The organism is Streptomyces stoeckheimensis (assembly GCF_045822005.1).
Classification (GTDB): domain Bacteria; phylum Actinomycetota; class Actinomycetes; order Streptomycetales; family Streptomycetaceae; genus Streptomyces; species Streptomyces stoeckheimensis.
Genome location: NZ_CP169550.1, coordinates 5,025,139 through 5,046,122, shown reverse-complemented (window position 1 = coordinate 5,046,122; position 20,984 = coordinate 5,025,139). Strand labels below are relative to the sequence as shown.

Genomic DNA, 20,984 nt, shown 5'->3' with positions numbered 1-20,984 from the left:
TCAAAGGCGTGATGTTCGACTTCTCCGGCACCCTCTTCCGCGTCGAGCCCACCGAGGACTGGCTGCGCACGGTCGTGGCGGACGCCGGTATCGACCTGCCCGAGGCCGAACTCACCTCCCTGGCCACCCGGCTCGAAGAGGCGGGCGCCCTGCCGGGCGGCGCCTCGCCACGGCGGCTGCCGGCCCGGCTGGAGCCGCTGTGGCGGGAGCGGGACCTGAGCCCCGAGCAGCACCGGGCCGCCTACACCGCCCTCACCCGCGAGGTGCCGCTGCCCTCCCCGGAGCTGGCCGACGCCCTCTACGAGCGGCACTGGACCCCCGCGGCCTGGCGGCCCTACCCCGATACCGCGGCCACGCTCGCCGCCCTGCACGAACGGGGCGTCCCCGTCGCCGTCGTCAGCAACATCGGCTGGGACCTGCGCCCCGTCTTCCGTGCCCACGGGGTCGACCGGTTCGTCGACGCGTACGCGCTCTCCTTCGAGCACCGAGTCCAGAAGCCCGACCCCCGCCTGTTCCGGATCGCCTGCGAGGCGCTCGGGGCGGCGCCCGCGGGCGTGCTCATGGTCGGGGACGACGCCGTCGCGGACGCGGGGGCCGCGGCGCTGGGGTGCGCGGTCCGGCTGGTCGAGCACCTGCCGGTCGAGCAGCGGCCGGACGCGCTGAGCACGGCGCTCGGGCCGCTCGGACTCCTCTGAAGCGCGGCCGGGCGGAAGGGATCAAGCGGTGGTACCGGCCGCCCGGCGAGTGAAGTCCATCGTCCAGTTGTGGACCCAGCCGGTGCCCCCGTCGGCCGAAAAGAACTGCTCCCAGCGCGGGGAGCCCGTCTGGGTCCTCGACCACACGAACCGCACGAGGACGGCCTTGCCCTCGTAGGTGTCCTCGCCCTCGAAGACGCCCGTACCCGAGGCCGCGTCGAAGCGTCCGATGACGGGCGGGAAGAGCGTTCCGGTCCGGCGGCTGGCCCAGTTCAGGGTCCACTGCTCGCGCTCCGGGTCGTAGAGCCGCAGGGTCATGCCCGCGAACCCCTTCGTCGGAAACTCGATCTCGTCGAAGCTCGCGGCGCCGTCGAAGTGGCGGGTGGCCCGGGACACCGCCGGGAACTCCTCCCAGCCGCTGTCCGCGTCCAGGAAGTCGGCGAGCCACCGGTTGGTGACGTCCCAGGTGCCGGCGAAGAAGTCGAAGTCGTTCATGTGCGGTCTCCCCAACAACGGTGCTCTGCTGCTCTCTGCGCTGATGGGGGAACCGTAGGAGCACTCCACTGACATCCTGTGTCAGTGAAGTGCACGTGAAGTCCAGCCGACTGCTCTCGATCCTGCTCCTGCTCCAGACCCGGGGCCGGATGACCGCCGCCGAGCTCGCCGGGGAGCTGGAGGTGTCGGTCCGTACGGTCTACCGCGACGCGGAGGCACTGGCCGCCGCCGGCGTCCCGCTGTACGGCGACGCCGGACACAGCGGCGGCTACCAGCTCCTCGACGGCTACCGCACCCGCCTGACCGGCCTGGCCGCGGGCGAGGCCGAGGCCCTCTTCCTCACCTCCATGCCCGGCCCGGCCGCCGAGCTCGGCCTCGGCCGGGCCCTGTCCACCGCCCAGCTGAAGCTGCGCGCCGCCCTGCCCGCGGAGCTGCGTGCGCAGGCCGACCGGATGCGGCTGCGGTTCCACCTGGACGCGCCCGGCTGGTACGCGGAGCACGAGGAGACCCCGTACCTGGCGCGGGTCGCCGACGCGGTGTGGCGGGGGCGGGTCGTCGAGGTCCGCTACCGGCGCTGGAAGGCGCCCCACGAGGTGGACCGGCGACTGGCCCCGTACGGGCTGGTCCTGAAGGCGGGGCGCTGGTACCTGGTCGCGGCCACCGCGGCCGGTCCCGCCACGGCCACCGGCGCCGCTCCCGGCACGCCGGCCCCCGTCGGCCCCCCGTACACCTACCGGGTGGACCAGATCCTCGCGGTGCGCGAGACCGACGAGGAGTGCGTGCTCCCGGACGGCTTCGAGCTGGCCTCCCACTGGCGGCGCACCCAGGTGGAGTTCCACGAGCGGCTGTACCCGGAGGAGGCGGAGGTACGGGTCTCCGCGCGGGCCGCCGCCCGGCTGACCGGCGCCCAGGCCAGGGCCCTGGCCGCCACCGGGACCCCTGACCCCGAACTGCCCGGGTGGACCAGGGCGGTGCTGCCGATCGAGTCGCAGGACCACGCGGAGGCGCAGTTCCTGGAGCTCGGCGCGGAGGCGGAGGTACTGGCCCCACCGGCCCTGCGCCGGCGCATCGGGGCGGCGGCCGCCGCGACGGCGGCGCGCTACGGGGCTGCGGCGCTCCAGGCGGGGTGCGCGGACAAGAACGGTTGAGCCCTTCCCTCCGGTGCGGGCGACTGGAATGCTCCGCGCATGACGACTCGTCGGATGTACTTCGCGACCGCCGCCCTGAGCGCCCTCGCGCTGGGCGTGGCCATGGCCAGCGGCTGGGGCCAGGACTTCCCGGACGGGGGCTCCCCCGACTCCGGCTCCGCCGCCGGCTCCGGCTTCTCGCTCTCCGCCTGGGCGGCGGACTGGGTGACCGGCACGACGCACGTCGAGGCGAACGTCCAGCACGCGGACGTGACGCCCCGCCCGGCCGGCGACATCATCTGGAACTGAGAACTGAGAACTGCGGGCTGAGAACCGACCGGAACGGACCGCACCGGACCGGCGTGGCCTGAACTCGCCTCTCCTCTCCCCACAGCACCCCTCAAACCCCCCTGAAACAAAGGGAGTCGGTATACCGTCGTCGCCGACCACGACGGGCAAGAGGTACGGGGCACGGGGGCTGGAGCAACATGAGTGTCGACGTTCGCTATCGCGTGGAACGGATCGCGCTGGCCCTGATGTCCACATCGGGCGTCGTGGTACTGATCGCCGACCTCCTCGGGTGGCTCGACGCACTCGCTCCCGGGGGCGCGCTCCCCAAGGTCACCCTGCTCATCCTGAGCACGGTCACCGTGTTCCTCCTGCTGGAGATCGACCGCCTGCGCAAGCTCGACGTGGTCGAGGCCCAGGTCACCCGGCTCGACGAGACCCTCCGGACGCAGGTCGCCCGGCTCGACAGCAGCTTCCAGGCGCAGCTCGCCAAGCTGGACATCGACACCGTCGCGCAGCAGCTCAAGCAGGAGAACTACCTCGGCGTGATCCGGGTGCACGCGGAGTTCCCCGACGTGCAGTTCAACGCGTTCGTGGAGGGCGCCACCCAGGAGGTGGCCATCCTGCAGACCTTCATCCCCAACCTGGAAAACCTCCAGCCCGCGCTGGAGAAGGCGCTGGTGGACCACGGTGTCCCGGTGCGCATCATGCTCCTGTACCCGTCCTCCCCCGTGGCGGGCCTGCGCGACGAGGCACTGCGTTCCGTACGGGACCCCGCCCTCGCGCTGGACGTGAGAGCCCGGGTGGAGATGTGCCTGGCCGGCCTCGCGGAACTGCACAGGGCCGTCGGGCCGGCGGGCCGGGAGCTGCTCAGCGTGCGGGTGTACAACTCCCTGCCGTCCATCGCCGTGCACAAGGCCGACGAACACTTTCTGGTCAGTTCGTTCCTGCACCGCCAGCTCGCGATCAACTCCGCGCAGACCGAGATCGACGGCAGTGACACGACGATGGGCCGGCAGGTCCAGAGGGAGCTGGACACGCTGTGGTCGATCGGCCGCGACGTGGCCCTGTCCGACTGGCGCGAGTCGCTCAGAAACATCAGTTGGTGATCCGGATCCACGGAAAGGTACGGCCATGTACGACTTGGGCGCTCCGGGCCAGGGCCAGCACGACGGGCCGGCCGGGCCGGACGGACTGCACGAGCTGGACCGGTTCGAGAACGGGCTGATCGAACGCTTCGAGGAGCATCCGGTCCTCGCGAACATCACCCGGCTGCCCGACGAGGACTTCACCGCGCTCCTGCTCCAGCGGCGCTTCGTCTCGCTCGCCTTCACCCCGTCCTACGACCTGGCCATCGACCTGCTGCACGACGAGGAGGGGCTGCGGATCGCCCGGATCATCCTGCGCGAGGAGTACCCGGGCGCCCAGGGGCACGCGCCCTCGCACCGCGAGGACATGACCGAGGACATGCGCCGGCTCGGCGTGTCCAGGGAGGCGCTGGTGGCGTCGAGGCCCACGGCCGCGACGCGGCGGGCCATCACCGACACCCTCGAACTGATCGCGGACGCGGGCGGCCACACCGACGCCGACCTGCGCCTGCTGACCTTCCTCCGCTTCTGGGGCGAGGTGCTGGTCTCCGTCGAGTACGGGCGGCTGTGGGAGCGGATGGGGCCGCTGTTCACGGCCGAGGGCGGCGGCCGCAACCGTTCGCGCTTCTACCACCCGCACCTGGTCCACGACGCGAAGACGCATTCGCTCGCGACGGTGTCCCTGCTGTCCGACACCCACTCCGACCGGCTGGCCGCGCGGGTGACCGAGCTCCTCGCCCGGGCGGAGGGGGCGGCCGGGGCCGCCGGCTTCCAGGAGACCGAGGAGCGGGCGCTACGGCTCAAGGCCGGCTTCTACGATCAGTTCCTGCCCGCGCTGGACTCCTCGACGCCGGCCTGAACACCGGACGGCCGCGTACGGCTCTCCGGGCGGGCCTCCGTACGGCTCTCCGGGCGCTTCTCCCGGCGGCTCTCCCGGCGGGTCTGCGAGCGGACCGCGCCCATGCTCGCCACGATGACCAGCGCGATCGCCGCCGCGTCCAGCGCCGACAGCGCCTGGTTCAGGATCAGGAACCCGGCCGTCGCGGCGATCGCGGGCTCCAGACTCATCAGGATCGCGAAGGTCGGCGCCGGGAGCCTGCGCAGGGCGAGCAGCTCCAGCGTGTAGGGCAGGACCGAGGACAGCAGCGCCACGCCGAGGCCCAGGAGCAGGGTGCTCGGGCGCAGCAGGGCCGAGCCGGCCTCGATCACGCCGAGCGGCAGGGACAGTACGGCGGCCACGGCCATCGCCAGTGCCAGCCCGTCCGCCTGCGGGAACCGGCGGCCGGTCCGCGCGCTGAACACGATGTACGCCGCCCACATGCCGCCCGCCGCGAGGGCGAAGGCCACACCCAGCGGATCGAGGCCGCCGAGGCCGCCTCCGCCGTGGGTGGACAGCAGGACGACTCCGGCGAGCGCCAGCCCGGCCCACAGCAGGTTCAGCAGGCGGCGGGAGACCACGACGGAGAGCACCAGCGGGCCCAGCACCTCCAGGGTGACGGCGGGGCCGAGGGGGATCCGGTCGATGGCCTGGTAGATGAACCCGTTCATGCCGGCCATGGCCACGCCGAACCACACCACGGTCGACCAGTCCGAGCGGGAGTACCCGCGCACCTTGGGCCGGCAGACGAGCAGCAGCACCAGCGCGGCCGCGGCGAGGCGCAGCGTGACCACGCCGGCCGCGCCCGCCTTCGGCATGAGCATCACCGCGAGGGCGGCACCGAACTGCACCGAAACGCCCGCCGTGACCACCAGCGCGACGGGACCGAAGCGGGCCCGGAAGGAGCCGTCCGCGGGGGTGGTGGCCGTCGTCTGCGAGGGCTGGGTGGGCGTGGCGGTGCTCGTGGGCGAGGAGGGTGCGGGCATTTATCCAGATTAGGGGGTGAGTAAGGACCGTGCGTCCGTGTTTTGCCTTACATCCCGTCTACGTCCGGTTCCGGCAAGCCCTCCGCCAGTACCTCCGCCAGGTGGCGGGCCCGGCCGCCGGCCAGCTGCGCGATCTGCGTCCGGCAGGAGAACCCGTCCGCCAGCACCTCCGTCCCCGGTGCGGCCGCCCGCAGCGACGGCAGGAGCTGTTCCTCGGCGCAGGCCACGGAGACCTCGTGGTGCCCGGGCTCGAAACCGAAGTTGCCCGCGAGGCCGCAGCAGCCGCCGCTGAGCCCTCCCGTCAGCCCGGCGCGCTCGCGCAGCCGGCGGTCGGCGGCGTCGCCGAGCACGGCGTGCTGGTGGCAGTGCGTCTGGCCGGCGACCGGCCGGTCCAGGCGGGGCGGCTGCCAGTGGGGGGCGTACTCCTCCAGGGTCTCGGCGAAGGTTCGGACGGCCGCTGCGAGACGGGGTGCGCGGGGGTCCTCCGGGAGGAGGGCGGGCAGATCGGTGCGGAGCGCTGCCGCGCAGCTCGGTTCGAGGACGGTGACGGGTCCCTGGGGGTCGCCCACGGCGTCCAGGGTGCGGCGCAGGACCCTGCGGGCGGCGTCGAGGCGGCCGGTGGAGACGTAGGTCAGCCCGCAGCAGACGCGGCCCGTCTGCACCACGGGCGCCAGGCCTGCGGCCCGCAGTACCCGCACGGCGGCGTGCCCGACCTCGGGAGCGAGGTACTCCGCAAACGTGTCCGGCCACACCGTCACGACGGTCCCGAACGTCCCCTGCGGGGCTGGATCCCCTACCCGCCCTTCCACCGTTCCCCGGGGCTGTGCCCCGGACCCCCTGGGGCTCCGCCCCGGACCCCGCGCCTCAAACGCCGGCGAGGCTGAATTTCCCGGGCGGAGCCCGGGGAACGGGCGAAGGGCGGGTAGGGGACTCCGCCCCGCGGAGCGGGCCGCCGCGCGCCACCCGCGGGTGAACGGGGTCCGGGCCAGTCGGGGCAGGGGCCGGGACCGTTCCAGGCCCGGGATGCGGAGGAAGCGGGACACCAGGTTCAGCGGCCCGGTCAGGCGGAGCGCGGCGATCAGGCGGAGCCAGCCCGGCAGCCCGCCCAGGGCGTAGTGGGAGAGCGGGCGCAGCCGGCCCGCCCAGTGGTGGTGGAGGAACTCCGCCTTGTAGGCGGCCATGTCGACCCCCACCGGGCAGTCGCTGCGGCAGCCCTTGCAGCCGAGGCACAGATCGAGCGCCTCGGCGACCTCCGCCGAACGCCAGCCGTCGGTCACGACCTCCCCGGCCAGCATCTCGTGCAGCAGCCGCGCCCGCCCCCGCGTGGAGTGGCGCTCCTCGCCCGTGGCCCGGTACGACGGGCACATCACCCCCGGTCCCCCGACCTCCGTCGACCGGCACTTCGCGACGCCGACGCACCGGGCCACCTCCCCCGCGAAGGGCAGGGACGGCGGGAGGGAGGCGAAGCGGAGGTTCTCGTCGAGACGTGCCGGGCGGACCAGGATCCCGGGGTTCATGCCGCCCGCCGGGTCCCAGACCCGCTTGTAGGCCTCGAAGAGCCCGATCACCGAAGGCCCGTACATGCGGGGCAGCAGCTCCGCCCGGGCCTGCCCGTCCCCGTGCTCCCCGGACAGGGAGCCGCCGTGCGCGACCACCAGGTCGGCGAGGTCCGAGGAGAAGGCCCGGAAGCGCGCCACGCCCGGCGCCGTCACCAGGTCGAAGTCGATCCGCACGTGCACGCAGCCCTCGCCGAAGTGGCCGTACGGGGATCCGCGCAGCCCGTGCTCCGCCAGCAGGGCCCGGAATTCCCGCAGGTAGGCGCCGAGCCGGGCCGGCGGGACCGCGCAGTCCTCCCAGCCCGGCCAGGCCATGGTGCCGTCGGGCATCCGGGTGGCCGTGCCCGCCGCGTCCTCGCGGATCCGCCACAGGGCCCGCTGCGCCGCCGGGTCGGTGAGCAGCAGCCCGTCCACCGCGTCGGAGGCGCGGAGCAGGGCCCGGGCCGCGCCCTCGTCGCGCATCTCCACGAACAGCCAGGCCCCGCCCCGGGGAAGCCCGGCGGCCCCACCCACCAGGTCGGCCGCCATGCCCTCCACCGTCAGCGGCCCGTACCCGAGCAGCCCCGCCGCGGCCTGCGCGGCCGCGCTCTCGTCGGCGTACCCGAGGACGGCCAGCGCCGGGGCGGCCGGCAGCTCCACGAGCCGTACGACGGCCTCGGTGACCACGCCGAGCGTGCCCTCGCTCCCGCAGAACGCCCGGGCCACCCGGGTGCCCCGTTCGGGGAGCAGCGCGTCCAGGTCCCCGTAGCCGGAGATCCGCCGCGCGAAGCCGTCGGCCGCACCGCCCGCCATGCCGGTGCGCAGGACCGCCAGGTTCTGCGACACCAGCTCCCGCAGCCCGTCCGGCGCGCCCTGCCAGCCGGTGCCGAGCCGGTGCGAGGAGCCGCCGTACGCCGTCACCGCCAGCCCGGCGACGTTGTCGGCGGTGGTCCCCCAGGCCACGGAGTGGGCCCCGCAGGCGTTGTTGCCGATCATCCCGCCGAGCGTGCACCGGGAGTGCGTGGAGGGGTCCGGCCCGAAGGTCAGCCCGTGCGGGCGGGCCGCGTCCCGCAGCCGGTCGAGGACCAGGCCGGGCTGGACGACGGCGGTGCGGGCGGCCGGGTCCAGGGAGACGAGGGCGTTCATGTGGCGGGTGAGGTCCAGCACCACGCCGACGCCCGTGGCCTGGCCCGCGATGGAGGTGCCGCCGCCGCGCGGGACGACCGGGACCCCGGCCGCGGCGCACACCGCGAGCGCGGCGGCCACGTCCTCGGCGTCGCGCGGGGCGACCACGCCGACGGGGACGCGGCGGTAGTTCGAGGCGTCCATCGTCGTCAGGGCCCGGGCGGCGGCGCCGAAGTCGACCTCTCCGCGCAGGTTCTTCCGCAAGGTCCGTTCGAGTTCACCGGGTGACGTCACGGCGGACAGCCTCCCACCGGCTCCCGGCCTCTCCGAGCAGCTCCCACCTCTACGCGCGTCATCTCATCGGGTGGACGCGGTTCCAAAGCGTGGACCCGGACCCGATACGCTCCGCTTGTGGCCGAGATCCAGATTCCCGCTGACATCAAGCCCGCCGACGGACGCTTCGGCGCGGGCCCCTCCAAGGTGCGGACCGAGGCGCTGGACGCCCTCGCCGCCACCGGTACCTCCCTGCTCGGAACCTCCCACCGCCAGGCTCCGGTCAAGAACCTGGTCGGCTCCGTGCGCCAGGGCCTCCGGGACCTCTTCTCCCTCCCCGAGGGCTACGAGGTGATCCTGGGCAACGGCGGCTCCACCGCCTTCTGGGACATCGCGACCGCCGGTCTCATCGAGCGGAAGTCGCAGCACCTCACCTTCGGTGAGTTCTCCTCCAAGTTCGCCAGCGCCGCGAAGTCCGCGCCGTGGCTGGACGCCCCGTCGGTGATCTCCTCCGACCCGGGCACCCACCCGGACCCGGTGGCCGAGGCGGGCGTGGACGTGTACGCGTACACCCACAACGAGACCTCGACGGGTGTCGCGGCGCCGATCAAGCGCGTCGCGGGCGCCGATGAGGGGTCCCTCGTCCTGGTGGACGCGACCTCGGGCGCCGGCGGACTGCCGGTGGACATCACCGAGACCGACGTCTACTACTTCGCCCCGCAGAAGTCCTTCGCCTCCGACGGCGGCCTGTGGCTGGCGGCGTTCTCCCCGGCGGCCCTGGAGCGCGCAGCCCGCGTGCACGCCTCCGGCCGGCACATTCCGGAGTTCTTCTCGCTGCCGACGGCGATCGACAACTCGCTGAAGAACCAGACGTACAACACCCCGGCGCTCTCCACCCTCTTCCTGCTGGACCAGCAGCTGGAGTGGATGAACAGCCAGGGCGGTCTGGAGTTCACGACCGGCCGTACCGCGGCCAGCGCGGCCCACCTGTACGGCTGGGCCGAGGCGTCGAAGTACGCGAGCCCGTTCGTCGCGGACTCCGCGAAGCGCTCGGCCGTCATCGGCACGATCGACTTCTCGGACGACATCGACGCGGCCGCGGTCGCCAAGGTGCTGCGCGCCAACGGCATCGTGGACACCGAGCCGTACCGCAAGCTCGGCCGCAACCAGCTCCGCATCGCGATGTTCCCGGCGATCGACCCGGCGGACGTCCAGGCGCTCACCGCGTGCGTGGACTTCGTGATCGAAGCCCTCTGACCCAGCCCGTCCGACACGCTCCGGAGCCCCCGGTGACTTCTCGTCACCGGGGGCTTCCGTGTTGCCCACAGGTCCTGAGCCGGTCCTGAGCCGGTCCTGAACGAGCCCTGAAGAACGAAGTCCCGCGCGCGGCCCGGAACCCCGGGACCTTGGTCCCAAAAATCGGCGCAAAGAGCCCGCCAAGGGAAGATCCCCACCCCCGTCGCGGCCTGCGGGTTTATGTCGCGGGACCTTCGGCAGGGGCCTCCTCCGGCCCTTCCGAGGAGCGCAACCAAGCACCCCAGGATGTCCCTCATGTCTGGTGTGCCGGGAACGAACCCCGGCCCGTTCAGGAGGAACCCCATGCGCAAGGCACTTACCTTCTCGGCGATCGCCCTCGCCTCGTCTATGGCCCTGGCAGCCCCCGCCGTCGCGTTCGCCGCCGATGCCACCCCGACCGCGCACAGCAGCGCGAGCGCCGACGCCACGTCGGCCCCGGTGGCCCTGAAGCTGTCGGCCTCCTCCGGCAAGCCGGGCGACTCCCTCCAGATGTCCATGGAGGTCCCGGACGGCTCGACGAACCTGTCCATCTCCTCCAAGGCCCTGAACGACGTCAAGATGACCGACGGACGCGGCGCCACCGCCACCATCGCCAAGGTCGCCGACGGCAACTACGGCGTCTCCCTCACCGGCACGGGCCCCAAGGGCGAGAAGCTCCAGGCCACCGCCCAGCTCACGGTCAAGGACGGCAAGCCCGCCCCGACGCCGACCCCGACCCCGACCGCCTCCACGCTGAGCCTGTCCCAGGACCACGGCAAGCCGGGCGACAAGATCCAGGTGACCGTCAAGACGGCGCCGAACGAGAAGAGCGCGTTCATCAAGTCCGACGCCTTCGGCGGCCAGGTCAACCTGAAGAACGACGGCAAGGGCGTCTGGACCGGCACCGCGGTCGTCGCCAAGGACGTCAAGACCGGCTACTACGGCGTCGACGCCTTCGCGGGCGGCAAGAAGTTCGACACCGTCAAGTTCTCCACCGACGCCACCGGCAACGTCACCCCCAAGCCGAAGCCGACCCCGCTCGACCCGAGCCACCACAAGACCCCCAAGGGTTCCGTGAACACCGGCCAGGCCCCGCTCGGCTGGGTCCCCTCGGACGCGGCAGACAATGGCTGAGCAGTCCACCCCTGACCGCGCCCCCCGCCGGAGCGGCCGCGCCCTGCGCGTGGCCGCCCTGGCGGGCGCCGCGGGGCTCACGGCCTTCCTGATCACTTCCTGCGGCTCCGGCGGCGGCGCCGGCAGTACGGCCGAGAACGACCCGGCCGGCGCCAAGAACGCCTCGGTGCTGAGCGCCTCCGTCCCGGACCGCATCGTGATCCCGGACATCAAGGTCGACGCCCCGCTCGACACGGTCGGACTCGACGCCCAGGGCACCATGCAGGAGCCGGACTTCGCCAAGCCCAAGGACGCGGCCTGGTACAAGGAGGGCCCGACCCCCGGGGAGAAGGGCGCGGCCGCCATCGTCGGGCACATGGACACCCCCCAGGCCCCCGAGGCCGTCTTCTACAACCTCAAGAAGCTGAAGAAGGACGAGAAGATCGAGGTCCACCGCGACGACGGCTCCACCGCCGTCTTCGCCGTCGACGAGGTCGACACCTTCAAGAAGGACCGGTTCCCGACCGACAAGGTCTACGGGGACACCCACGGCAAGGCCGAGCTCCGCGTCATCACCTGCGGCGGCAACCTCACCAAGGACCGCCACTGGGACGCCAACGTCGTGGTCTTCGCGCACCTCGTCGGCAAGGAGTAGGCCGCGCAGTCGGCCCACATGGTGACTCCATCCGTTTGAGGCGCGCATCAACGGACACTTCGCGTCCCCATTTCGGCAAGGAATCAACAAATATTCGCATATAGTAAAATTGCCGATCTTTTGCAGATCTAGGTCATGTTGGTCGTTGCCCGTCGGCACGATGAGAGTGTGAAGGCGGACGCAGGGCGGAAGTACCGTGCATACCCCACCAAGGTCCAGGACGCGGTCCTGACCGGGTGGGGGCATACGGCACGTGCTCTGTGGAATGTGGCTCTCGAGCAGCGCGTGTATCTGTGGGAGCAGCGCCGGTACACCCTGCGGTCGTCCAAGCAGTGCGAGCAACTCACCACTGCCCGCAGCGAGCTGGCCTGGCTGGGTGACCTGCCGGCGCAGGCCGGTCAGCAGATCCTGCGCAGCCTCGACCGGGCCTACGACAATTTCTGGAACCCTGAGCACCCGGCCCGGTTTCCGACGAGGAAGAAGCGCGGGCATCGGCTGTCGGTCCCGTTCCCCGGGCAGGCGGTGGTGGTCCGCAAGCTGAACCGTAAGTGGGCCGAGGTCCGTCTGCCGAAGATGGGCTGGCTGCGGTTCCGGCTCTCCCGCGCTGTTGGGGGAACGATCCGCAACGCGACCGTGTCCCGGGACGGCAACGGCTGGCACATCAGCTTCGGCGTCCACACCAGCCGCACCCCGGATCCGCCGAACGGGAAACCGGCGTGCGGGGTGGACTTCGGCGTCGCGGCATCCGCGTTCGTATCCGCCGAGACCAGGCCTCGCCTCATGCCGCCGACGCTCACCACCAACGAGAACAAGCGGCTCAAAGCACTGGAGCAGCGCAAGGCACGCCAGATCACGTACGCGAAAAAGCATCAGGGCGGGACGTACAGCCGCCGCCTCCACACGACGATCGCCCAGATCGCGAAGCTCAGCACCCGGCGGGCCAATCGACGCCAAGATTTCACGCACAAACTCACCACCGACCTCGCCAAAAGCCACGGCCTGATCGGCATCGAGGACCTCCGTGTGAAGAACATGAGCAAGTCAGCGAAGGGCACCACGGACGTGCCGGGAACGAACGTCAGGAGGAAGGCTGGGCTGAACCGGTCGATCCTCGACAACGCCCCCGGTGAACGACGGCGCCAACTGGAGTACAAGGCCCGCATGTACGGGTCCGTACTCGTCGCAGTACCGCCGTTCCACACCTCCCAGACCTGCGCCGCCTGCGGCCAGGTCGACCCCGAATCCCGCAAGGGATGCGGCCGGCTGTTCGCCTGCACCCGGTGCGGGCATGAGGACTACGCCGACCACAACGCCTCGGTCGAGATCGAGGCCCGAGCCCGCCGGACGGGCGGCTCGGACATCAACAGCACGCGCAGCGCCCCCAGGGTGCGAGTCCCGGCCGGCGGCCGGAGGCGGATGCGTGAAGCCCCGAAGCCCGCTCGCACGAGCTGAGGGGAATCACCCTGCCTTCATGGGGGGCGAGGATCGTCACTTGGCCACGGCGAAGCGCATCAGGGCCTGCTCGTCGCCCGGCTTGATCTTCCCGGTCTCGTTGATGACCTGGAGCTTCCAGCCGGCCCCGTCCCGGATCGCCTTGGCCACGGCGCAGCCGTTGTCCGTGCCGAGCAGGCTCGGCCAGATGTCGGCGACCTGCTGGGTGCTGCCGCCCGTGCCGTCGTACACCTTGAAGCTGATGTTGCGGGCGCTCTGGAAGGAACTGCCCTTCTTGTACGCGGCGGCGACGAAGACGATGGACGTGACGTTGCCCGGTATCCGGGCGAACTCGACGGTCACCGTCTCGTCGTCGCCCTCGCCGTGGCCGGTCTGGTTGTCCCCGCTGTGGAGCAGCGAGCCGTTGCCCATGGGGTCAAGGGAGTCGAGACCCGCGAGCCGGACCGGGTCCGCCCCCTGCATCGCGATCGCGATCAGGTCCAGGTCGGTCCCCACCTTCCGCTTGAGCTTGCCCAACAGGCCGCCGCTGCTGCCCACGGTGGGGTCCCACGAGACCCCGATGGACAGGTGGGTTACGCCGCCCAGGTCCGCGGGGCCGTCTTCCTTGGTGAGCGTGATCATGCGCAATCCTCACAAATAGCAGTGCGATACCGACTCCTGAAGTCTGCCTGACGCCGGTTCGTTTGCGGAGGCGCTCGACGCACGCGATACCTTCAGGGCCTCGGTGTCCGGCGTTCCCCGGATGCCGTACAGCGCAGATGAGCGCAGTACAGCTTGGAGGCAGCAGCGTGAGCGTGCGAGTGACGGCGGCCCAGGACGGCGTGGACCCCTTCGGCACGGCCCGGCTGCGACGCGGGGTGCTCGACGCCTGGGGCGCGGGCCCGGCCCGCTTCCGCGAGGACGCCAACGCCGAGGAGGACCTGGCCCTCGGCGGCTACCGCGACCGGCTCGTCGTCGAGCTCGCGCAGAACGCCGCCGACGCGGCCGCCCGCGCGGGGGTCCCCGGCCGGCTGCGGCTCACCCTGCACGCGGGCACCGACCAGCCCGACGGGCACGCGCTGCTCGCCGTCTCCAACACCGGCTCCCCGCTGGACGCCACCGGAGTGGAGTCGCTGTCCACGCTGCGCGCCTCCGCCAAGCGCGACGACTCCTCCGGGAGCGTCGGCCGCTTCGGCGTCGGCTTCGCCGCCGTCCTGGCCGTCTCCGACGAGCCCGCCGTCCTCGGCCGGCACGGCGGCGTGCGCTGGTCCCTGGCCGAGGCCCGCGAGCTGGCCCGGGGAGCGGCCGTCGGCAGCTCGGGACTCAGTGAGGAACTGCGCCGCCGCGACGGCCACGTCCCGCTGCTGCGGCTCCCGTTGCCCGCCGAGGGCACCGCACCCGAGGGCTACGACACCGTGGTGGTCCTCCCGCTGCGCGACGCCGCAGCCGAGGAGCTGGCCGGGCGGCTGCTGGCCGCCGTCGACGACGCCCTGCTGCTGACCCTGCCGGGGCTCGCCGAGGTCGTCATCGACACCCCCACGGGGGGCGTGCGGACGCTGACCCGCCGCGTCGAAGGCCCGTACACCGTCATCACCGACTCCGCCTCGGACGCCTCGGACACCGCGTCCGGCGCCGCGCCCGGCCGCAGGCGCTGGCGCACCGTGCGCCACTCCGGCCCCATCGAGAAGGCGCTGCTCGCCGACCGGCCCGTCGAGGAACGGCTGCGGCCCGTCTGGGCGGTGTCCTGGTCGGTGCCCGTCGACGCCGAAGGCGCCCCGGTCCGCCCCGCGACCGCCCCCGTGGTGCACGCGCCGACCCCGACCGACGAACCCCTGGGCATCCCCGCACTGCTCATCGCGACCCTGCCGCTGGACACCACCCGCCGGCACCCCGCGCCGGGGCCGCTGACCGACTTCCTCGTGGAGCGCGCGGCCGACGCGTACGCCGAACTGCTGGGCTCCTGGGACCCGGTGAGCACCGCGCTCGTGGACCTCGTACCCGGCCCGCTCGGCAAGGGGGAGCTCGACGGGGCCCTGCGCGCCGCCGTCATCGCGCGGCTGCCCCGTACGGCCTTCCTCGCGCCCGCCGCACCGCCCGAGGAGCCGGCGGAGGGGGAGCCGCTGGAGCGGGCCGCCCTGCGCCCCTTCGAGGCCGAGGTGGTGGAGGGCGCGGGCGCCGATACCGTACGGGTCCTCGCGGAGGTGCTGCCGACCCTGCTCCCCGCCGGGCTGGAGCGCCGCCCCGAACTGCGCACGCTGGGCGTGGGCCGGCTGCCGCTGGGCGAGGCCATCGAGCGGATCGCGGGCATCGAGCGGACCCCCGAGTGGTGGTACCGGCTCTACGACAGCCTCGCCGGGGTCGACCCGGACCGGCTCTCCGGCCTCCCCGTGCCGCTCGCCGACGGCCGCACCGCGATCGGTCCCCGCCACCTGCTGCTGCCCGGCGCGGACGCCCCGCGGTCGGGCAGCCCGCGTTCGGGTAGTCCGCAGAGCCTGGCCCGGCTCGGCCTGAAGGTGGCCCACCCCGACGCGGTGCACCCGCTGCTGGAGAAGCTCGGCGCGCTCCCGGCGAGCCCGCGCGCCGTCCTGACGACCCCGCAGGTGCGGGCGGCCGTCGCGGCCTCCCTGGACGCCGGGGAGATCTGGGACGAGGACGCCCTCGACCCCGAGGAACTCGCCGACATCGTCCTCGGCCTGGTCCGCGACGCCGAGCTCTCGCCCGGCGACGAACCGTGGCTGGGCGCACTCGCCCTGCCCGACGAGGACGGCGAACCCACCCCGGCCGGCGAACTCCTGCTGCCCGGCTCCCCCCTGGCCTCGGTGATCCGCGAGGACGAAATCCCCTACGTGGACGCCGAGCTGGTGGAGCGCTGGGACGAGCGGACCCTCACCGCCGTGGGCGTCCTCGCCGCCTTCCAGCTGGTCCGCGCCACCGACGTGGTCCTGGACCCCGACGAACTGGAGCCCCGCGACGGAGACTTCGCCGAGCCCGACGACGCCGGTCTGCTCGACGCCGTCGACGTGTGGTGCGAGGACCTCCTGGACCAGCTCCCCGACACCCCCGTGCCGCCGGTCGCCACCGAGCTGGTCGCCGTACGGGACCTCGACCTGGTCGACGACGACTGCTGGCCCCGGGCCCTGGCCATGCTGGCCCAGCCTCCCTTCCGGGACGCCCTGACCCAGCCCGTGCGGGTCCTGCTCCCGGACGGCACCACCCGCTCCGTGCGCTCGTACACCGCCTGGTGGCTGCGCGACCACCCCGTCCTGGACGGCCGCCGCCCGGCCGGACTGCGCTCGGCGGGCGGCGACCCGCTGCTGGCGGGCCTCTACACCCCGGCGGACGCCACCGGCTTCGAGGACGAGCAGGTCCTGCGGGCGCTGGGCGTACGCACCACCGTGCCCGCCCTGCTGGAGGAGCCGGGCGGCGCCGCCGAGCTGCTCGGCCGCCTCGCCGACCCGGACCGGGAGGTCACCGGCCGCCAACTGCACGGTCTGTACGGTGCGTTGGCGGACCTGGACCCCGAGCAGGTCACCCTGCCCGACGAGCTGCGCGCGGTCGTGGACGGCGAGGTGGTCGTAGTGGACGCCTCCGAGGCCCTCGTCGCGGACGCCCCGGACCTCCTCCCCCTGACGGCGGGCCTCCCGCTCCTCCCGGTGGCCCCGTCCCGGGCCGCCGACCTGGCGGAGCTGTTCCAGGTCCGGCGCCTCTCGGAGACGGTCCCCGCGGAGGTGACCACCGAGGGCGAGGAGCACGAGGTCCCCGAGTCGGTGCACCAGCTCCTGGGCCCGGCCACCCCGAAGAGCTACGTGGAGCACGAGGAACTCCTGGCGGGCGGCACCGAACTCGACTGGCGCCGCACCTCGGACGGCACCCTGCACGCCTCCACCCTGGAGGGCGTCGCGGCGGCCCTCGCCTGGGCGGCGGGCCAGTGGCCCCGCCGCTTCGAGGTGGCAGCCCTCCTGGAGGACCCGTCCCGCACGGCGGAACTGGCCCGGGACCGCTGGTTCGACTGAGCCGCCCCGCGCCGCGCCCGTAGAACCATCCGGCCGCGCCGGGAATCATGGGGGCATGTCCTCTTCCCATGTCCTGACCGGGCGCGGCGGCCGCGGCACGTCGGCCACCCTCGAAGCCGGCCGCCTGCGGATCCAGCAGGGCCCGCAGTACACGCTCATCCCCCTCGCGGCCGTGCAAGAGGCCTGCGCAGGGGATGAGTCGACCGTCGAGATCGTGCTGACCGACGGCGCGGTCCACCGGGTGAAGGGCGCCAATCCGACCGCCGCCGCGGCCTTCGCCGCCGCCCTCAACCGCGCCCTTCCCGAGGGCCGGGACCCGGCCGGCAGCGCACTGGTCACCACCGGGTCGACGTCCGAGGAGGCGGAACCACTCTGGCGCGGAGACGACGCGAGGGCCTCGCTCGGCACGGACCGGCTGCTCATCGTCCGGGGCGGACGGAACACCGACATCCCGCTCGCCGCCGTGCACGAGGCACGGGTCGAGGGCGAGCAGCTCCTCCAGGTCGTCCTGACCGACGGCGCCACCCACCAACTCCCGGGCGGGAAGCCGGCCGCCACCGCAGCCTTCGCCGCCGCCGTCAACGGCGCCCTGCCCGGGGAACGGCACCCGGCCGGCAGCGCACTGGTCACCACCGAGGCCGTACCTGGCGGGGAGCCGTTCCGGACCGTCTGGAGATCCCTGATCTGGCCCGCAGGCATCGCGCTCGCCTACCTCGGCTACACGATCTGGGCCGGCATCACCCACGGAGCGTTCGAAGCGGTCTCGGTGGCCGTCATCGGAATACCGGTCTTCCTCGGCCTGGCCGCCGTCACCTTCGGCGTCCTCGCCATTTCCGTGCGGGTGGCCCTGGCCCGGCGCGGCATCACGGTCGAGGCCGTCCGCGCCATCGACCCGCAGGGAAGCCCGCACCCCTGGTACGAGTTCACCGCCACGGACGGCGTCACGTACACGCACCACACCCGCAAGCACCGGACGCCGACCCTCCGCGTCGTCTACGACCCCCTGCGCCCCTACCGCACCAAGGTCCCGGGCTCCCTCCTCCCGGTGGTGGTGAGGTACTTCGCCGCCTACGCCTGCGCATTCGCGATGCTGGCCCTCGCCGCGTTCATGACCTACGAAACCTTCCGGTGATCCCACCGGGCGCCGCCTCCGACGCCCACTGCGGGGCGCCGGAGACCGTACGGGGTGGTGGCTTGCTCAGCGGCCCGCGCCGAAGCCCGTCACCGTCGGGTAGGGCTTCGCCTTGCCCTTGCCCGGGAAGACCGTGACCTTGCCGGAGGCGTCGGCGGACCAGAGGTCCGGGATGCCGTCACCCGTGAGGTCGCCGTCGGAGCCGACGCGCGGGTGCGCGGCCGGGGCCAGGGTGGTCAGGACCGGCGCGGCCGACGGGTTGGCGAAGGCGGAGAAGTCGGGGGCGGCAGGGGTGCCCTTGATGGTGAAGGCCCGGACCGTGCCGTCCTTCTGCGAGCGGGCCCACAGGGTCGGGAAGTCCGTGCCCTGCGCCCGGCCCGGGGTGAGCAGGTCGTAGCCGGCCCAGCGGGTGGTGTTGCCCGAGATGAGGGTCGCCTCACGGCTCAGCAAAGTGCCGAAGGCCGCTTCCGCCAGCCACAGGCGTCCGTTCTCGACGAACAGCAGCGAAGTACGGGTCAGACTCTGCCCGTCGGCCGGGGTGTCCCCCCGGGGCGAACCGTAGGCCGCGATCCCGGTGACCTTGGACCAGTCCCCGCCGAGGCCGTTCTTCACGCAGTCGATGGCCTTGCCGGCCGCGTCCTTGCAGGTGCTGGGCTTGCCCAAGACCCCCGGACCCTGCTCGGTGAAATGCCCCGCGCCGGCGTTGTGGAAGAGGTACAGGTTGGCTCCGCCGGGGGCGTGCGCCACCAGGTCGTCCACCCTGTCCTGGTACAGCGAGCCGCGGTGGGTGTACTGCACGCGGGCCCAGCTCCCGAGGTCGCCCGGGGCCGCGGCGGCGTGGGCGTTGGGGGTGTCGCGCGGGTCCGCGCCACGGGTGCGCAGGTGTCCGGCCGCATCGGGGGCCAGGACGTCGGGCTTGCCGTCCGCGTCGATGTCACCGAGGGCGATGGGGGCGGTGCTCGACTGCGCGTAGTAGCTCAGGTAGGTGTCGGCCAGGTTGCCAGCGTCGTCCATCGTCTGCAGGTAGACGGCCTGGGACCCCCAGGATTCGGGCTTGACCTTGATGTCGGCCTTGCCGTCGGTCAGCCGTACGACGTGGAGGTCGGTGGCCTCGTCCGAGCAGCTCCAGCCGACGCTGAAGGTCGGATCCGTCTGCCAGCGGGCGCAGGCGATCCCCGATCCGGTGTCGGTGCCGTGCAGGGTGAAGGTGGCCTCCTGGCCGACCCTCTTGGGCTTCGCGTCGGTGGTGACCTCGGCCGTCGGATGCGTCGTGTCCACCCGGAAGTAGCACCAGGGGGTGTAGGCACCAGTCAGCTTGCCGTCGGTGGCGCGTGCCCGCCAACCGTACTGGCCGCCCTCCTTCAGCAGGTCGCCGCTGACGTACGCGGTCTGCTCGGACGACGCGGACCAGCCGTTGGTCAGGTTGGTGCGCTTGCCCCCGTAGGAGGTGTCCCAGAGCTGGAACGTGGTCTGGAGCTGCGTGCGCGAGGGGCCGGTGGCCTTGACGCGGAGCCTCACGCCGTCGAAGCTCGCGCCGATCCAGCCCGCTCCGGACCCGCTGTACGGGTCGGTGTAGCAGGCGGAGGAAGTGCTCTCACCCGCAAATTCGGGCGTGGGAAGGGTACGGGGTGCCGTGACCTTGGGCGCCGCGGGATCGCCCGCGGCGGCGGCCGGGGCCGTGGAGCCCAGGGCCATCGCCAGGGCGAGTCCTGCCAGTGGCAGAGCACGCGCTCGTCTCATGTGCTGTTCCCCCCAGGGAAGAAAGAGTTGATCAGCCGCAATCTCACACACGGGCCACCGGATCGCACCAGCCTTACCCGATCACGTTTCGGTTCCGGCCACGGCATCAGGGGGTACCAGCCCCCACCGGCGTCAGCAGCGCGTCCGCGATGGCCGTTCGGGCGTACAGGACCGAGCGGCCCGCGCGGTGGGCGGTGACCAGGCCCGCGTCGCGCAGGGCCGTGAGGTGTTGGGAGACCGCGGCGGTGGACAGGCCGCTGTGCCGGGCCAGTTGGGTGGTGGAGGACGGGGTGTCCAGTTCGGCGAGCAGCAGGGTCCGGGAGCGGCCCAGTACGGCGGCCACCGCGTCGGTGGCCTTGGTGGCGCGGGGCTCCCACAGGGTGCCGATCCCGCGGGCGGGGTAGGCGAGCTGGGGCGGTTCCGGGGCCACCGAACGGGTCAGCACGCGGGGCCAGGCGAAGGCGGAGGGTACGAGGAGCAGACCGGCTCCCGTTTCCGCCCGGTTCATCGAGCACTGCCGGCGGACCATGCGCAGGGTTCCGGCGTCCCAGCTGACCGTCTCGTGGAGCTCGTTGAGCACGTGCGCCGAGCCGTGCTCGGCGACCTGCCGGGCGCGGTGGAACACGTCCGCCTCCAACAGCTGGCGGATGCGCGGCCAGTACGGGCCCAGTGCGAGGTCCCAGTACGTCTCGATCTCGGCGGTGACCTTCTCCAGCGCCGCCTCGGGCTCCTCGCGCAGCAGCCGCAGCCGCGGCGCCGGGCAGGGCGTCTTGGCCACCAGGACGTCGAGGTCGGCGCGCACCTGTGCCGCGGGGGTGCGGCGGATGGCCGCCAGTTCCCCGGGGAGTTCGCCGAAGGGGCCGGCCGGGGTCGGGTTGAGGAAGTCCGCGAGGTAGCCGGTGCCCGGGATCAGGGCGGCGAGCCAGCCCCGGTCCAGTCCGGCGGCGAGCAGCCGGGGCCGCACCTGCCGGGCCCAGCGGCGGTGCAGCGGCGGATCGGACTCCTCGCGCAGCAGCCGGAAACTGGTGACGACCTCCCACATCGGGGACACCGCGAACCGGGTCTGCGCCAGGTCCGTGGCGGAAAAGCTCAGTTCGTACTCCATGCGTCTACCGCCCCCGCCATGCCACTCCGTG

Annotated in this window: 17 protein-coding genes; 11 read left to right on the top strand and 6 right to left on the bottom strand. The window is 72.9% G+C overall.

Translation table 11 applies throughout. From position 1 onward, the window contains the following. Positions 1-11 precede the first annotated feature (11 nt). Positions 12-695, top strand: a complete 684-nt coding sequence (locus tag ACE1OC_RS23090; RefSeq protein ID WP_407841651.1) for an HAD family hydrolase — start codon at positions 12-14, stop codon at positions 693-695. A 21-nt stretch (positions 696-716) separates the two neighbouring features. Here the strand turns inward: ACE1OC_RS23090 and ACE1OC_RS23085 are convergent, their stop codons facing one another. Next, positions 717-1,190 carry a hypothetical protein gene (locus tag ACE1OC_RS23085; RefSeq protein WP_407838597.1) on the bottom strand — a complete coding sequence of 158 codons (474 nt, stop codon included), beginning with the start codon at positions 1,188-1,190 and terminating at the stop codon, positions 717-719. Between the two features lie 95 nt (positions 1,191-1,285). Between ACE1OC_RS23085 and ACE1OC_RS23080 the strand changes: the two genes are divergently transcribed. From ACE1OC_RS23080 to ACE1OC_RS23065, 4 genes are all read left to right on the top strand, one after another. Continuing rightward, positions 1,286-2,338 carry a helix-turn-helix transcriptional regulator gene (locus ACE1OC_RS23080; protein ID WP_407838596.1) on the top strand — a complete coding sequence of 351 codons (1,053 nt, stop codon included), beginning with the start codon at positions 1,286-1,288 and terminating at the stop codon, positions 2,336-2,338. A 39-nt stretch (positions 2,339-2,377) separates the two neighbouring features. Further along, positions 2,378-2,626, top strand: coding sequence for a hypothetical protein (locus ACE1OC_RS23075; RefSeq protein WP_407838595.1), 249 nt, complete (start codon positions 2,378-2,380; stop codon positions 2,624-2,626). A gap of 179 nt (positions 2,627-2,805) precedes the next feature. After that, a complete protein-coding gene (locus tag ACE1OC_RS23070) occupies positions 2,806-3,714 on the top strand; it encodes a hypothetical protein (RefSeq protein WP_407838594.1) in 909 nt (302 codons plus the stop codon). 25 nt (positions 3,715-3,739) lie between these two features. Then, positions 3,740-4,552 carry a hypothetical protein gene (locus ACE1OC_RS23065; protein WP_407838593.1) on the top strand — a complete coding sequence of 271 codons (813 nt, stop codon included), beginning with the start codon at positions 3,740-3,742 and terminating at the stop codon, positions 4,550-4,552. Here ACE1OC_RS23065 and ACE1OC_RS23060 read toward each other — a convergent pair. After that, positions 4,513-5,556 (bottom strand): EamA family transporter, encoded by a 1,044-nt coding sequence (locus ACE1OC_RS23060; protein ID WP_407838592.1) that lies wholly within the window; start codon positions 5,554-5,556, stop codon positions 4,513-4,515. The genes ACE1OC_RS23065 and ACE1OC_RS23060 overlap by 40 nt on opposite strands. A 47-nt stretch (positions 5,557-5,603) precedes the next feature. Continuing rightward, positions 5,604-8,420, bottom strand: a complete 2,817-nt coding sequence (locus ACE1OC_RS23055; protein WP_407841650.1) for an FAD-binding and (Fe-S)-binding domain-containing protein — start codon at positions 8,418-8,420, stop codon at positions 5,604-5,606. Positions 8,421-8,627: 207 nt separating this feature from the next. Here ACE1OC_RS23055 and serC point away from each other — a divergent pair, with 207 nt between their 5' ends. The 4 genes from serC (at position 8,628) to ACE1OC_RS23035 (ending at position 12,984) form a co-directional block, all read left to right on the top strand. Then, positions 8,628-9,746: a phosphoserine transaminase gene (gene serC, locus ACE1OC_RS23050; RefSeq protein ID WP_407838591.1), complete on the top strand. Its 1,119-nt coding sequence runs from the start codon at positions 8,628-8,630 to the stop codon at positions 9,744-9,746. A 342-nt stretch (positions 9,747-10,088) separates the two neighbouring features. Then, on the top strand, positions 10,089-10,898 hold the full coding sequence (locus ACE1OC_RS23045) for a hypothetical protein (protein ID WP_407838590.1): 810 nt from the start codon (positions 10,089-10,091) through the stop codon (positions 10,896-10,898). Continuing rightward, on the top strand, positions 10,891-11,532 hold the full coding sequence (locus ACE1OC_RS23040; RefSeq protein WP_407838589.1) for a class F sortase: 642 nt from the start codon (positions 10,891-10,893) through the stop codon (positions 11,530-11,532). Before ACE1OC_RS23045 ends, ACE1OC_RS23040 begins: the two co-directional genes overlap by 8 nt. Positions 11,533-11,667: 135 nt before the next feature. Continuing rightward, positions 11,668-12,984 (top strand): RNA-guided endonuclease InsQ/TnpB family protein, encoded by a 1,317-nt coding sequence (locus ACE1OC_RS23035; protein ID WP_407838588.1) that lies wholly within the window; start codon positions 11,668-11,670, stop codon positions 12,982-12,984. A gap of 36 nt (positions 12,985-13,020) precedes the next feature. Here ACE1OC_RS23035 and ACE1OC_RS23030 read toward each other — a convergent pair whose 3' ends face one another. Beyond that, entirely contained in the window at positions 13,021-13,605 is a 585-nt protein-coding gene (locus tag ACE1OC_RS23030; RefSeq protein ID WP_351441597.1) for a TerD family protein, read from the bottom strand. A 167-nt stretch (positions 13,606-13,772) separates the two neighbouring features. Between ACE1OC_RS23030 and ACE1OC_RS23025 the strand changes: the two genes are divergently transcribed. Together ACE1OC_RS23025 and ACE1OC_RS23020 are read left to right on the top strand one after the other, a co-directional pair. Then, a complete protein-coding gene (locus ACE1OC_RS23025) occupies positions 13,773-16,976 on the top strand; it encodes a sacsin N-terminal ATP-binding-like domain-containing protein (RefSeq protein WP_407838587.1) in 3,204 nt (1,067 codons plus the stop codon). Positions 16,977-17,031: 55 nt separating this feature from the next. Further along, positions 17,032-18,108: a hypothetical protein gene (locus ACE1OC_RS23020; RefSeq protein ID WP_407838586.1), complete on the top strand. Its 1,077-nt coding sequence runs from the start codon at positions 17,032-17,034 to the stop codon at positions 18,106-18,108. Between the two features lie 66 nt (positions 18,109-18,174). Here the strand turns inward: ACE1OC_RS23020 and ACE1OC_RS23015 are convergent, their stop codons facing one another. Then, positions 18,175-19,848: a hypothetical protein gene (locus tag ACE1OC_RS23015; RefSeq protein ID WP_407838585.1), complete on the bottom strand. Its 1,674-nt coding sequence runs from the start codon at positions 19,846-19,848 to the stop codon at positions 18,175-18,177. Between the two features lie 106 nt (positions 19,849-19,954). Beyond that, positions 19,955-20,953 (bottom strand): ArsR/SmtB family transcription factor, encoded by a 999-nt coding sequence (locus ACE1OC_RS23010; protein ID WP_407838584.1) that lies wholly within the window; start codon positions 20,951-20,953, stop codon positions 19,955-19,957. Positions 20,954-20,984 lie beyond the last annotated feature (31 nt).